General features: G+C 44.8%; 12 protein-coding genes and 1 tRNA gene. 9 read left to right on the top strand and 4 right to left on the bottom strand.

The window, feature by feature from the left end:
- Positions 1 to 28: 28 nt before the first annotated feature.
- From BN1209_RS02175 to BN1209_RS02165, 3 genes are read right to left on the bottom strand one after another with little or no spacing between them, the layout of a single operon-like run.
- Positions 29 to 799 carry a class I SAM-dependent methyltransferase gene (locus BN1209_RS02175; RefSeq protein WP_045750749.1) on the bottom strand — a complete coding sequence of 257 codons (771 nt, stop codon included), beginning with the start codon at positions 797 to 799 and terminating at the stop codon, positions 29 to 31.
- Between the two features lie 22 nt (positions 800 to 821).
- Entirely contained in the window at positions 822 to 1,493 is a 672-nt protein-coding gene (gene murU, locus BN1209_RS02170) for an N-acetylmuramate alpha-1-phosphate uridylyltransferase MurU (protein WP_045750748.1), read from the bottom strand.
- The gene (locus tag BN1209_RS02165) at positions 1,493 to 2,503 is read right to left on the bottom strand and encodes an aminoglycoside phosphotransferase family protein (RefSeq protein WP_045750747.1); all 1,011 of its coding nucleotides are present in this window, start codon (positions 2,501 to 2,503) and stop codon (positions 1,493 to 1,495) included. The genes murU and BN1209_RS02165 overlap by 1 nt, the downstream gene beginning before the upstream one ends.
- Before the next feature lie 513 nt (positions 2,504 to 3,016).
- On the opposite strand from BN1209_RS02165, the gene BN1209_RS02160 reads away from it, so the two are divergent.
- From BN1209_RS02160 to BN1209_RS02130, 7 genes are all read left to right on the top strand, one after another.
- Positions 3,017 to 5,302: an LPS-assembly protein LptD gene (locus BN1209_RS02160; protein ID WP_045751909.1), complete on the top strand. Its 2,286-nt coding sequence runs from the start codon at positions 3,017 to 3,019 to the stop codon at positions 5,300 to 5,302.
- 1 nt (position 5,303) lies between these two features.
- Entirely contained in the window at positions 5,304 to 6,626 is a 1,323-nt protein-coding gene (locus BN1209_RS02155) for a peptidylprolyl isomerase (RefSeq protein ID WP_082048367.1), read from the top strand.
- Between the two features lie 15 nt (positions 6,627 to 6,641).
- On the top strand, positions 6,642 to 7,649 hold the full coding sequence (pdxA, locus tag BN1209_RS02150; RefSeq protein WP_045750746.1) for a 4-hydroxythreonine-4-phosphate dehydrogenase PdxA: 1,008 nt from the start codon (positions 6,642 to 6,644) through the stop codon (positions 7,647 to 7,649).
- Positions 7,646 to 8,425, top strand: a complete 780-nt coding sequence (gene rsmA, locus BN1209_RS02145; protein ID WP_045750745.1) for a 16S rRNA (adenine(1518)-N(6)/adenine(1519)-N(6))-dimethyltransferase RsmA — start codon at positions 7,646 to 7,648, stop codon at positions 8,423 to 8,425. The genes pdxA and rsmA overlap by 4 nt, the downstream gene beginning before the upstream one ends.
- Positions 8,426 to 8,474: 49 nt before the next feature.
- Positions 8,475 to 9,128 carry an adenylate kinase gene (gene adk, locus BN1209_RS02140; RefSeq protein ID WP_045750744.1) on the top strand — a complete coding sequence of 218 codons (654 nt, stop codon included), beginning with the start codon at positions 8,475 to 8,477 and terminating at the stop codon, positions 9,126 to 9,128.
- A gap of 99 nt (positions 9,129 to 9,227) precedes the next feature.
- Positions 9,228 to 9,304 (top strand) — tRNA-Met (locus tag BN1209_RS02135).
- A 73-nt stretch (positions 9,305 to 9,377) separates the two neighbouring features.
- A complete protein-coding gene (locus BN1209_RS02130; protein WP_045750743.1) occupies positions 9,378 to 10,241 on the top strand; it encodes a radical SAM protein in 864 nt (287 codons plus the stop codon).
- Positions 10,242 to 10,387: 146 nt separating this feature from the next.
- Here BN1209_RS02130 and gndA read toward each other — a convergent pair whose 3' ends face one another.
- Complete coding sequence (gene gndA, locus BN1209_RS02125) at positions 10,388 to 11,899, bottom strand: NADP-dependent phosphogluconate dehydrogenase (RefSeq protein WP_045750742.1); 1,512 nt, start codon at positions 11,897 to 11,899, stop codon at positions 10,388 to 10,390.
- Positions 11,900 to 12,159: 260 nt separating this feature from the next.
- Between gndA and BN1209_RS02120 the strand changes: the two genes are divergently transcribed.
- Together BN1209_RS02120 and BN1209_RS02115 are read left to right on the top strand one after the other, a co-directional pair.
- A complete protein-coding gene (locus BN1209_RS02120; RefSeq protein WP_144402529.1) occupies positions 12,160 to 12,555 on the top strand; it encodes a hypothetical protein in 396 nt (131 codons plus the stop codon).
- Positions 12,556 to 12,625: 70 nt separating this feature from the next.
- A complete protein-coding gene (locus tag BN1209_RS02115) occupies positions 12,626 to 13,885 on the top strand; it encodes a TolC family protein (RefSeq protein ID WP_052661076.1) in 1,260 nt (419 codons plus the stop codon).
- Positions 13,886 to 13,905: the final 20 nt, after the last annotated feature.

Below are 13,905 nucleotides of genomic sequence, written 5' to 3'. Positions count from 1 at the left end.
ATTATTTAAAGACTTTTCTATAATAGAACTACTTGGGCTTACGAAGCACCCAATAAGTTTCACCCGGCCAAGAAGGAAACATGCCTCCAAACCATAAATTAAACTTGAACCACCATTGATAATTTTCTAGGAAAAAGCCTTTTTTACGCATGAAGAAAGCGCCCGACAACAGCTCTACTTGCAAGCCACTCTCTGCCGCCATATTTCTTACGCGCGCTGGAGAAAACACGCTGACATGTCCATATTTTTTAGCGCTTGGTCGAATTTTTGCTTCTCGCTTGGCCTCAAGACATTTCGGCAATGAAGGAAATCCACCGATCATAATGCCGCCCGGCTTTAGATTCTTCATCAGCTTTTTGACTAGCACCTCAGGCTCAAAAAGGTGTTCAAGGACGTGCAACAAAATCATTGCATCATAGGTTTTATCACTCAAGCTAAACTCAGGACTCTCTAGGTTCACTTCATAAAACTGGCCATAGCCAGCTTTAATTAGCAATTCCTTTTGGACAATCACGTCCACTGCGTCCCAACTTGCAAACTCGACTTGCTCTCCACCATTCGCTGCGGCACCTTTAACAAATCCCAACATTTGCCCGACATCTACGCCAATCTCGCAAACATCCATGACAGCGACTTGCTTAGATTGATTTCGTAAAAAATGATACATAAACCAATATCTCACCAACCGAATTGGATAGTGGATGGCTTTTACTTCCTCGGGAATGCCGTAATGTCTATCCTGAAATACTGGATTGTTTTTTAAAAAATTCATGTCCCAAGACAATTGCGGCAATGCCATCAGAAATCTCCTACCTATCAAATTATAATGATGAAAAATTGATCAGCTCGTCGAGCTGATGAAGTCGTTCAGGTGTTCCTATGTCATGCCAAACGCCTTGGTAATACTCACCACTCACCAGCCCGTTTGACATGGCAGCCTTTAACAAAGGTGCTAATTTTGCGGGCTGGCCTCGCTGAATACCAACAAATAATGTTGGATGGTAAACCCCAACACCAGAAAATGTCAGTTTCCGTGCACCCGCTTCAGCCACTTTGCCAGAGCTGACTGCAAAATCCCCATGCGGATGCTGTGGTGGATTATCCACCATCACCAAGTGCGCCAAGTTAGGTGACGAGAGGCTCAAACGATCAAAATGAATGTCAGTAAACACATCGCCATTGACTACCAAAAATGGCGTGTCTCCCAACAAAGGCAGGGCATTTGCAATTCCGCCGGCTGTTTCTAAGGCAATGCTTTCTGGGCTATATTGAATATTGAGCCCCCAAACACTGCCATTTCCTAAGGCTTGTTCAATCTGCTCACCAAGATATGCGTGATTAATCACAACATCTTTAAAACCAAGCGTTGATAAACGCTCTAAATGCCAAACAATCAGCGGCTTGCCTCCCACCAGCAAAAGCGGCTTGGGGGTATGGTCAGTCAATGGGCGCATTCGCTCCCCTCGCCCGGCCGCTAAAATCATGGCTTTCATTAGAACGTGTAACCGGCTTTTAGCTCAACGCCAGCTAACTGATCGAGCAAACGGAGCATCGGTTTTAATTCAATATAGCGGTCGCAAACACGGCGCAGATAATCCATCACCAACGGCATATCTTTCAAATAGCCGTCTTTACCATCGCGATGGTAAAGTCTTGCAAAGATGCCAAGCACTTTGATATGGCGCTGCGCGCCCATCCATTCAAAATCACGGTAAAAATCTGCTACATCTTCTGGCACAGGCAAACCCGCTTTCCTTGCAGACTGCCAATAGCGGACTACCCAATCTAACACCTGGTCTTCTTCCCAGCTTATATAGGCATCTTTGAGCAATGACACCAAATCGTAAGTAATTGGCCCATATACCGCATCCTGGAAATCCAAAATGCCCAAATCATGAGAGCCACTTTGCACCATCAAATTACGTGAATGATAATCACGATGCACATAAACTTTTGATTGCGCCAAGATGTTGGCATTCAGCAAATCAAAAGTTTTTTTCATAGTTTGTTGCTGCGCACCAGTCAGCGTGACATTCAAATGCTTAGTCAAATACCAATCTGGAAATAACTCCATCTCACGAGTCAGCAGTGCTTCGTCATACGCTGGAAAAACATTCGGCTTACTTGCTAGCTGCATAGTCACCAAAGCATTACTCGCATCTCGATATAAATCAGCCGCGACTTCTAGGCCATTTGGCGCTTGAAGCGCGCTTAAAAAAGTCGTATTGCCTAAATCGGAGAGCAATAAAAACCCATGCGAAATATCTTGCGCAATGACTTTGGGCACATTCAATCCAGCGTCCGCAAACACTTTTGCCACATGCACGAATGGGGTGCAATCCTCTTGAGGTGGCGGGGCATCCATCGCGATGTAAGTAAGCTCATTGATCGTTACCCTAAAATAACGCCTAAAGCTGGCGTCTGCGGAGGCAGGCTCAATTTGATAGGGAGCGTTTTTCAAGACTACGGCCAACCATGCGTTTAACTGCTGCAATCGTTCCAATTTAGATATCCATCAACATAATTATTTAGGGCTAAAAACGCTTAAACAGGCATTTTTATTGTTCAAAAAAGCTAAAAAAACACATCTTTAAGCTATCATACGAAGATGATGAAAAACGTGTTTGAAACTCTATTTGCTGTGCGATTTTATCACCCAAAAAGAAACCCGCGCTCACTTTAATATCCGCGAATACTAATATTGAAATTTATCTCATTTATTTTTACTGCAATGCTCGCCATCTTGAGGCCTGAACTCGCTTGTGCCGAGGATGCCAAGCTGACTGAAAACAACACGAATAACGATAATCCAATTGCGCTAAAACTTGACCAAGTGATGCTACCCATCACAGCTCCCTCTGATAGCGAAAAGCAAGCCTCCATTCCAAAAGTGGATTTGCGCATCAAGTTACGCATGAGTAAAAGCATCAACAATTTTGACGTACTCAACAAAACAACTGATATTGCTGAAATTGATCCACTCACATTTAAAAAACAAGCAGATGCCGAAAACGAGATGCTTGCCAACGGTGGAGTAATTATCGAGGGGGATCGACTAGAAGTTCAGCTTGATAGAACCATGACTTCTTTGGGTAATGCATCTCTAAAAACAGGCTCCAACGTCATTCTTGGCGACCGGATTGAGTTTGACTCACAAAATCACGCTACGCACTCAGCTGGGCACGCCTCTATGGAAGGGCCAGACAGCCTGGTCAAAGGTCCGTCATTTCATCTCAATATTGATGACAATACTGGCGAGATGCCTAACGCCTCTTTCTTTATGTACAAACCACTCATCAAGATTTCTCCTTTAGGGGCTTTGGGAGACAAACTTTACGGGCAAAATCCAGGCTTGAATAATGATCTTTTATCTGGTGTGGTCGATCGCAACATGATGCCAGTCAATGGAGAAACTAAGCCAGTCCTAGGTCTAGAAAATACAGACAATACTGAAGCGAAAAAAGTAAGCTCACGCGGCGATGCCGAAATGCTATTTTTCGAGGGCGACTCCAAGAAGCGATTGCTTAAATCTCGCTACACCACTTGCGAAGTCGGCTCTGACGATTGGTATATCAAATCAGGTCAGCTTAAAATTAATGACGAAACCAAAACAGCCGTTGCTACGAATGCCACTGTTGAATTTAAAGGCGTGCCTATTTTGTATACGCCTTGGATTAATTTCCCATATGCCAATCAACGAAAATCAGGATTACTAGCGCCCACATGGGGCACCACCACAAAGAGTGGCTTTGAGGTATTAACACCTTTTTATTGGAACATTTCACCCAACATGGATGCCACCATTGCCAGTCGCTATTTGAGTAAGCGAGGCCTTCAGGGGCAAGGTGAGCTTCGTTACTTGGAAGAAAACTATGCCGGTATTCTAGCGGCTGAGTATTTGCCTTCGGACGACATCACGAATAATCAGCGTTATTTTGCAAAAATTAAACATCAGCATAATTTTGGCGATGGATGGACAGCTGGCATTGATGCACAAAAAGTCTCCGACGATCAATATTTTTCAGATCTATCCACTCACATTATTACCACCAGTAAAGTCAACTTACTCCAACAAGCTAATATCAATTACGCTGGCGACGTTTGGCAATTTGGTGCCTTGGCACAAAAGTACCAAACACTCGATAAAATTTCATATCCATACCAACGCATGCCTCAGATGACACTTAATGGGTCCAAAGATTGGGATTGGGGCACAAGTCGCATACAAAACCAGTTAACGCGCTTTGAATCTGACCCAAGTTCAAGCCGAGCCGTGAAGGCTGGTACCCGCTTTAGCACTTACCCAAGCATTAGCATCCCCATGGTCAGGCCTTATGGTTATATCACGCCAAAAATTGGAATTAATTACACAAGCTACAGCTTGGATAGCATCGATCCTTTATCGGCATCCGCCTATGATAAAACGGCTGACCGTACCTTGCCGATTGTGAGCTTAGATAGTGGATTATTCTTTGAGCGTGACACGCGAATTGTCAGCAGAAACTACACGCAAACATTGGAACCAAGGCTTTTCTATGTTTACATTCCATACCAAGATCAATCACGCCTGCCTGTGTTTGATACCGGCATTGCCGACCTCAACATGGGAACAATGTTTATTGAAAATCAATACACCGGTGGCGATCGTATTAATAACGCCAACCAGATGAGTATGTCTTTAAGTTCGCGCCTCATTGATGCCAATACCGGCGAACAACGATTTGCGACATCCATTGGACAACGCTTTTATTTTGAAGACCAAAAGGTAGGTTTGCCTAACGAAGTTTTACGCTTTGGAGCTAGCTCCGACATTGTGGCCGCAGCAACTGCAAGGCTCGTGAATAAATGGAATATTGACGCTGCTTGGCAATATAACAACAACACAGGCGAGACAGTGAAGGGCAATATCGGCACAAGATACAATCCGGAACCCGGCAAAGTGCTCAACTTAAGTTATCGTTTTACACAAAACAATCTAGAGCAAATTAACGCCTCAACACAATGGCCCCTGGGCCGAGGCTACTATGGTTTGGCGCGGGCAAACTACTCCATTCGTGAAGGCTCAATGATCGAAGGCCTTGCAGGGATTGAGTATGATGCAGGCTGTTGGCAATCTCGATTCGTTGTTCAGCGCGTACAAACCGCAACAGCCGATGCTAACTTTGCGATGTTTTTCCAATTAGAGCTTGGCGGAATCGCATCGATCGGTTCAAATCCGCTACAATTGATTAATCGAAATATTCCTGGCTACAAGAGCAGTGGCCTTCTCCCTGATAATTATCGACAACTATACAATGAGTAAAATGCAAAAAATCATTAAATTAAAACAGTCATTCGCCCTTTTGATTGGTCTGGTTTTGCTGACGTCAGTAGTGCACGCTGAGTCGGACAAAAAAACTGAAATCGTCAAAATGGATCGCATCGTTGCTATTGTTGATCAAGTAGTGATAACAGAAAAAGAGTTAGCTGACCGCATTAAAAGCGTGACTGCCCAATTAGAAAAACAAGGTACAGAACTTCCACCACCAACAATTCTCGAAAAGCAGATTCTTGAGCGGATGATTACAGATAGATTGCAGTTGCAATTTGCCAGCCAAACTGGCCTGCGCATTGATGACAACCAGTTAGATAAAACCATCGAACGTATTGCTGGGCAAAATAAAATGGACATCCCCGCATTTAAAAAAGCTTTACTCGACGATGGTATTCAATACCGAAAATTTCGTGAAGACATCCGAAACGAAATTACCCTAGCCCGCTTGCGCGAACGTGAAGTTGACAACCGCATTAATATTACAGAATCTGAAATTGACAGTTTCATTTCACTCCAGTCAGCCTCAAACACCTCAGACGAGTATGAAATTGCCCATATCTTAATTCGTGCGGCCGAAGATACCGCCCCAGAGGATTTGAAAAAACTTCGCGCAAAAGCAGAAGATGCGCTAGCGCAACTGCAATCAGGAAAAGACTTCGCAAAAATCTCAGCAGGCTTCTCTGATGCCCCGAACGCCCTCGAAGGCGGCAGTCTTGGCTGGAAAAATGGCGCGCAGATTCCAGCGTTATTTCTTGAAGCACTCAAACCACTGAAAGCTGGCGAGATGAGTCAAATCCTTCGCAGTCCAAATGGCTTTCATATTCTCAAGGTCACCAATCGTCGCGGCGGTTCATCGCCCCTTGTGGTTAATCAGACGCATGTCCGCCATATCCTCATCAAATTCAGTGAAATTGTCTCTGAAAAAGACGCACTTACCCGAATGGCAAGCATTAAAGAGCGTCTAGATAACGGAGAAAAATTTGAAGATTTAGCTCGCCAATACTCGGATGATGGCTCAGCGAAAAGTGGTGGCGACTTGTCTTGGGTGAATCCTGGGGATACGGTGCCCGAGTTTGAAAAAACTATGAACGTATTAGCGCTTGGTGAAATTAGCAACATCATCAAAACGCAATTCGGCTTGCACGTTATCCAAGTTCTGGAACGACGCAATCAAGACATGTCCAAAGAGGCTGCCCGCATCAAAGCCAGACAAGAGATTCGTGCCAGAAAATCTGACGAAGCTTATCAAGACTGGGTGCGCGAACTCCGCGACCGCGCCTTTGTTGAATTAAGACTCGAAGATAAGTACTAAGCGTCAAACCTCAACGTGGCAAAGATTTTACCTCGCATCGTTATTACCGCTGGAGAACCAGCAGGCATAGGTTTAGATTTATGCGCCATGTTGGCACATCAAGCCATTGCCGCCAACATCGTAGTGATTGCCGACCAGGAAGCTTTGTTAGCTCGCGCTAAAGCACTCAACATCCACTTGGGCGTTCAAAACTACCAAGCTGACCAAGCGCCATCTTTTCATGTTGGCAATGGAATGATAACCGTTTTGCATCAAGCCACAGCCCAGCCTGTGATTCCAGGTATTTTAAATAAAGCCAATAGCGCTTATGTTCTCGATACGCTATCTACCGCGCTTCAAGGGTGCCAGCAGAACCACTTTGATGCGATGGTGACAGCACCTGTTCACAAAGGCATTATCAATGAGGCAGGTATTGCTTTTACTGGCCATACTGAATATTTAGCTGAAGAAACCAATACGCCACAAGTTGTGATGATGCTCGTTGGTGGAGAGATGCGTGTCGCGCTTGCCACCACGCATTTGCCGTTGACTCAAGTGAGTGCAGCGATTACGGCAGAGAGTTTAACCAATACCATTCGCATTTTATATGCCTATCTCGTTCAAAAATTTGGCATCACAGCCCCTACCATCATGGTGGCTGGACTCAATCCGCACGCGGGCGAAGGTGGCTACTTGGGCGAGGAAGAAATCAAAACCATTACCCCTGTGCTAGAAAATCTTCGTGCTGAAGGCATGAACTTAGTTGGTCCAATGCCAGCAGACACGATGTTTTCACAAAAAAACATCGCGCACACTGATGCATTTTTAGCGATGTATCACGACCAAGGATTGGCTGTACTGAAGCACGCAAGCTTTGGTGAGGGCGTCAACGTCACACTTGGCTTGCCTATCATTCGCACATCAGTGGATCATGGCACAGCTTTAGATTTGGCTGGTAAAGGTAACATCGAAATTGGCAGCCTACTTGCTGCCATTAACCTTGCCATTGAGTTGGCTCACACAAAAAACAATCAAGCCGCATGAAACATATTGCCAAAAAACGCTTCGGCCAAAACTTCCTGACCGATCAAGGCGTAATTTATAGCTTAGTGGAAGCCATCTCCCCAAAATTAGATGACTTATTGGTAGAGATTGGACCAGGCCTTGGCGCGCTAACACAGCCACTGCTTAAAAAACTAAACCATTTACATGTGGTTGAAATTGACCGAGACATTATTGCTTGGATGGAAAGCTTTTATCCCAAAGACAAACTGACCATTCATAATTCTGATGCACTCAAATTTAATTTTGCAGAACTTGCGACACTCAGCCCTGATCACAAAATTCGCGTCACCGGCAACTTGCCTTACAACATCTCTACGCCAATTCTGTTTCACTTACTAGAGAACGTCAGCAGCATTATCGATATGCACTTTATGCTGCAAAAAGAAGTCGTTGAGCGCATGGTAGCTGCTCCTTCAACATCGGAATACGGCAGACTTTCGGTGATGCTGCAATATCGACTCAAGATGGATTATTTAATCACGGTACCGCCAGAAGCCTTTGACCCAGCCCCTAAAGTGGAGTCGGCTTTTGTGAGATGTGTACCGCATCAAGCTCTCCCCTTCCCAGCTAAAAATGAAGCATTATTTGGCAAAATTGTGACAGCCGCTTTTGGTCAACGTCGCAAAACTTTACGCAATACACTTAAAGAGTATTTAGATGATGCCGGCTTTAATGCTGTTGGTATCGACTCTGGACTTCGAGCAGAAAATTTATCGGTCGAACAATTTGTGTCGATTGCTAACTTTCTAGCCTGATATAATTTCACCCCTTTATGCAAACAACCCACACCATCAGGAGATAAACATGCGTGTAATTCTGCTAGGCGCACCTGGCGCAGGCAAAGGCACTCAAGCCACATTCATTAAAGAAAAATTTAACATCCCACAAATCTCAACGGGTGATATGTTGCGTGCGGCTGTTAAAGCAGGCACGCAATTGGGTTTGGAAGCAAAAAGCTATATGGATAGCGGCGGCTTGGTGCCGGATGCCGTGATTATCGGTTTGGTATCTGAACGCATCAAAGAAGCAGATTGCGCCAATGGCTTTTTATTTGATGGCTTTCCACGCACCATCCCTCAAGCGGAAGCGATGAAAGCTGCGGGTGTCGATATTGATTACGTGGTTGAAATCGATGTCCCTGATGAGGCTATTGTAGAACGCATGAGCGGTCGTCGTTCACATCCAGCGAGCGGCCGTACTTATCACGTTAAATTTAACCCACCTAAAGTGGCTGGCAAAGATGATGTGACTGGTGAAGACTTAGTACAACGAGAAGATGACCACGAAGCAACGGTATTAAAACGCCTAGAGGTTTACCATAGCCAAACAAAACCTTTAGTGGATTACTACGTAAGCTGGGCTAAAAGTGGTGCAACTGGTGCGCCTAAGCACGTGTTTGTGCCGGGTCTTGGCGAGATGAATACCATCCGCGATCAGATTTTCGCGGCGCTCAAATAAGTAATTACTTTTTTTATTCCAAAAAAGTAGAGTAGTTTTTGACAAGGGCTCGCCAAACCCATAAAATGGCGAGCTTGCTTAATTGCAAGGTAATAGGATGGTGATGTAGCTCAGCTGGTTAGAGCGATGGATTCATAATCCATAGGTCGAGGGTTCGAGTCCCCCCATCACCACCACTCAGTTTCAAGCCTAGTCAGGTTAGTTGGAAATCCTTTTCAACTCAGAATTTTTTCCGAAATGGTATTTAAAATGTCTGATGACCAATACCTTACCGTCGAAGATCACAATAGAGATGTCACCGGCTTAACCTATATTTACCCGGTGGTTTCACGTCGTGCTGGCGGTGTCTCAATCGGCATCAATCTGAATATCAACAATGCGTGTAATTGGCGATGTGTCTATTGCCAAGTCCCCAATCTTACACGCGGCACACCGCCCCCCATTAATCTTGAATTGCTCGAAAAAGAGCTTCGTGATTTTTTAAAGTACATCGTGCATGGCGATTTTATGTTGCGCTATGTTGCGGAAGGCGATCGCCAGACTCAAGACATTGCATTTGCAGGCAACGGCGAACCCACCAGTGCAAAAGAATTTCCAGCGGTCCTTGGCATTGTTGAAAAGCTGTTGAACGAATTTGATTTGCTGAATCCTGGCTTGGCGCATCCGATAAAAGTACGTTTAATTACCAACGGTAGCTTAATGGATAAACCGCATGTGCTTGAAAGCATGCGTCATCTGGCAAAAATCAATGGTGAAGTTTGGTTCAAGGCAGATGCTGGCACCGCTGAAGGTGTTGCAAAGATTAATGATGTGAATATCAACATTGCTAGCGTGATTAAGCGCATCAAAGCTTGCGCTGACGCTTGTCCAACCTTTGTGCAAACTTGCATGGTTGCGATTGATGGTAAGCCTCCAACAGAGATCGAAGTAGATGCCTACATTGCGCTCCTGGCTGAGGTGAAAGATGTCATTCAAGGCGTACATTTGTATGGCCTAGCCAGGCCATCCATGCAAGCTGAAGCTCCAAGACTGACGCGGCTTTTGCCAGAATGGCTAGAAGGCGTTGCTAATAAAATTCGAGCGATTGGCTTGAAGGCTTTTGTAAGCCCGTGAGCGCGTTCATTGAGAAGCTTAATGAAGTGACCTTCATTGAGTGACAAAAAGCAGGCAATAAAAAAGGCACAGGATACTGTGCCTTTTTCGTTTTAAGCTAGTTTGTCATTGAGACATGACGTCTCAATGACAAACTAAAACATCGCTTAAATCTCGTACTGTGGACGACCTGCTTCTGGCCAATCCAAGTGGTAGAACTGACCACGTGGCTGATCAACACGCTCATAGGTGTGCGCACCGAAGTAATCGCGCTGTGCTTGCAGCAAGTTAGCTGGTAGCACTGCACTGCGGTAGCCATCATAGTATGAAAGCGCTGCGCAGAAACCTTGAGCAGGAATACCGTTGGTCACTGCTAGGGCAATCACTTTACGCCAACCAGCTTGACCGTCGTTCATTGCTTGCGTGAAGTATGGATCGAGCATCAAGTTTTTCAAACGTGAATCAAGCGCATAAGCATCCGTGATTTTTTGTAAGAAACGAGCGCGAATGATACAACCACCACGCCAGATTTGAGCGATTTCACCGAAGTTCAATTTCCAGTTATAAGCCACTTGTGCCTTATCAATCAATTGGAAGCCTTGTGCGTAAGCGCAGATTTTTGAGCAATACAAAGCGTTTTTAATCGCTTCAATAATTTCTTTCTTATCCGCTTCCGTTTTGATCACTGGGCCTTTAAGAATCTTGCTTGCTTCAACACGCTCCTCTTTCAAGCTTGAAAGTGCGCGTGCATATACCGCTGCTGCAATCGCATTCGCTGGCGCACCTAACTCAAGCGCATTGGCTGCAGTCCACTGACCTGTGCCTTTTTGACCTGCAGCGTCCATCACCATATCAACTAAGAAACCCTTACCCATTGGGTCTTTTTGTTGCAGAATATCGCCAGTGATTTCAATCAGGAAGCTTGATAATTCACCCTTGTTCCAGTCTTCAAAGATCTTACCGATTTCGCCAGCAGTCATGCCGAGCAAATTCTTCATCAGCCAGTAAGCTTCGCAAATCAATTGCATATCGATATATTCAATACCGTTATGCACCATCTTCACATAATGGCCCGCGCCATCTGGGCCGATGTATTCAGCACAAGAGAAACCGCCTTCAACTGGCTTACCTGGTGCGCCGCCTTCAAGTGGCACACCAGTTTTTGGGTCAACTTTAGCGGCAATATCGCGCCAGATTGGCTCTAAGCTCGCCCATGCTTTGCGTGTGCCAGATGGCATCAAGCTTGGACCGAAACGTGCCCCCGTTTCGCCACCAGAAACGCCTGAGCCGATAAATTCAATGCCCTTGGCGGCTAATTCTTTTTCACGACGAATCGTGTCTGTCCATAAAGCATTACCGCCATCAATAATGATGTCACCTTGCTCTAAGAATGGAAGCAACGCATTGATGGTGACATCTGTTGCACTACCTGCTTTTACTAACAATACAATCTTACGTGGACGCTTAATGCTCAACACGAAAGAAGCTAAATCCGCATGACCAACCACATTTTCATGTGAGGGCTCATTTTTCTTACACTCTTCAATAAAATTCACCATTTTTTTCGGGTCACGGTTGTAAACCGCAATGGTGTAGCCATGATCGGCAATATTGAGGGCAAGATTTTGCCCCATCACAGCAAGGCCAACGAGGCCAATATCAGCATTTTTGGTGGTCATTTTCTTCTCTTTTGGAGTTGTTTAATGGATGCGATCTGGATTGCCCAAACCGACAGAGCCGAAATTATAAATCGGATTTGCTTGGAAAGCGCGTTAGATAAAGAAAAACTTCAACAAAATTATTATTTTTATCAACTACACATGAGAAACAGTTAAAAACTAATTGTACAAACCCTCAAGCAATCACTTTCTTTTATCTATCATCTCGCCCTATAATAACTTTTGAAGTAGTTAAAACAATGATTATATTTGTATGCATTTTGAATAAAAAACGACACATTCAGTTTTTCATATTTTGGCTAGTTGCTTTACAGCTTATCTCGCCATTTTTGCACGCCCATGTATTTGGGATTGGCGCTGTAGAAAATACCCCTGGCATCCATATTCATTTAGATGAAATCGAATCTGCTGCGAAGCAAGATTTTCAAACAGCCACCATCCACAACGAAGTACTTTCCGAGCAAAGTGTTGGTGTATTGACAGGGGTGAATGAAAAGTTTGAATTTGAATCCCTGATCCCATTTTTATTTGTATTGAGCGCACTGAGTCTTTACTTAGTTTACGTTAGGCGCTTCTACGCGCCATCTTCGGCCCCTGTTGTTAAGCCACACTTCAAACGCACCTCCCCGCCTCGCGCACCACCATCACACTATTAATCCCTAGGCGGCGTTGCCGTTTTAGCCAAGCATCTAGATGCTTGGCGTTCGTATTAATAGGAGTGATTTTATGTTTCCGAAGTTTGAACTGATGCATCCATGGTTTTTACTATGGGCTTTATATTGTTTGTTGTTCAATACGCCAGCCTTTGCTGAGTCAGATGAACACGACCATGATTTGCAAATAAGCGCTCAACTTAGCCTACACGACTTAGTCGAGAAAACCATTGTGCGTTATCCAGATAGCGCTTTATTGGCGGCCAAAAAAATTGAAATCGAAGCAAAGTATAAAAGAGCGAGTGGGCTTCTTCCTGCAACACCGGCGATAGGCCTACTGAACCGAAACGACGCTGCAACCTCGAATCGAGGGGAGCGCGAATGGGAAAGTGAACTTGAATTGCCGATATGGCTGCCAGGTCAAAGAGCCGCCCGTGAAGCCCTTGCTCGTGATGCCGCCCTTGGATTTGTCGATACAAAAGCAACGCTTAATCTTCAAGTGGCTGGCATGGTTCGCAATGCACTCTGGGACATTGCGATGGTGACCCATCAAGCAACACTTGCAAAAAGTCGTCATGTGACTTCACTGGAACTTCTGTCTGACGTTGAAAAACGGGTAAAGGCTGGGGACTTAGCAAAAACAGATCGTATGCTGGCACAAAACGATGCCTATCAAGCGGAGACTTTTTTACTGCGTGCACAAGCAGAAATTAAACATGCGCAATATCGATACAAACTACTGACAGGACTCAACACACTCCCTGAATATTTTTCTGAGCAGCAGTCCAAAACAATACTTGATGACAACCATCCCGCCCTGAGGGATGCCTCAAAGAAAATATTAGTCGCTGACGATGAGAGAAGTTTAATTAAAGTCGAGCGTCGTTCAAACCCAACGGTTTCCATTAGTGCTAGAACGCAGCGTGGTGCCTTTGATAATCAAATTAACGAAACAATTGGTTTGAGGCTAAGAATTCCTTTTGAAACGGAAGCACAAAGCGCACCGTTAATGGCGATCGCTGAAATGAACTATGCAAAAAATCAGGCCGACGCTCAGCATTTACGTTATGCCTTGGAGGCAGCATTCCATGAAGCTGAACATAATTTAAATGTGACAAAGTCAGAGCTTGAGATCACAACAAAACAACATGCCAATGCACAAGAGAGTTTACGCCTTGCCAAAAAAGCCTTTGCCCTAGGCGAGACCGATTTAGTGAATCTTTTACGTGTGCAAGCCTCAGCTTATGAAGCAGAGCGAGCGATGAAACAACGTCAAATTCAATTGCAATGGGATACCGCGCATTACAATCAAGCTGCCGGAGAAATGCCATGAGCCAACCAAAAAAATCTGGA

Source organism: Candidatus Methylopumilus turicensis (assembly GCF_000953015.1).
Classification (GTDB): domain Bacteria; phylum Pseudomonadota; class Gammaproteobacteria; order Burkholderiales; family Methylophilaceae; genus Methylopumilus_A; species Methylopumilus_A turicensis.
Note: the sequence above shows the minus strand (reverse complement) of the source record. Positions and strands in the feature narration are given on the sequence as shown.

Excerpts from the sequence above, each read along its gene's own strand:
- BN1209_RS02175 (WP_045750749.1), bottom strand. The coding sequence starts at position 799 with ATGGCATTGCCGCAATTGTCTTGGGACATGAATTTTTTAAAAAACAAT.
- murU (WP_045750748.1), bottom strand. The coding sequence starts at position 1,493 with ATGAAAGCCATGATTTTAGCGGCCGGGCGAGGGGAGCGAATGCGCCCA.
- BN1209_RS02160 (WP_045751909.1), top strand. The coding sequence starts at position 3,017 with ATGCTTGCCAACGGTGGAGTAATTATCGAGGGGGATCGACTAGAAGTT.
- BN1209_RS02155 (WP_082048367.1), top strand. The coding sequence starts at position 5,304 with ATGCAAAAAATCATTAAATTAAAACAGTCATTCGCCCTTTTGATTGGT.
- rsmA (WP_045750745.1), top strand. The coding sequence starts at position 7,646 with ATGAAACATATTGCCAAAAAACGCTTCGGCCAAAACTTCCTGACCGAT.
- adk (WP_045750744.1), top strand. The coding sequence starts at position 8,475 with ATGCGTGTAATTCTGCTAGGCGCACCTGGCGCAGGCAAAGGCACTCAA.
- BN1209_RS02130 (WP_045750743.1), top strand. The coding sequence starts at position 9,378 with ATGTCTGATGACCAATACCTTACCGTCGAAGATCACAATAGAGATGTC.
- gndA (WP_045750742.1), bottom strand. The coding sequence starts at position 11,899 with ATGACCACCAAAAATGCTGATATTGGCCTCGTTGGCCTTGCTGTGATG.
- BN1209_RS02115 (WP_052661076.1), top strand. The coding sequence starts at position 12,626 with ATGTTTCCGAAGTTTGAACTGATGCATCCATGGTTTTTACTATGGGCT.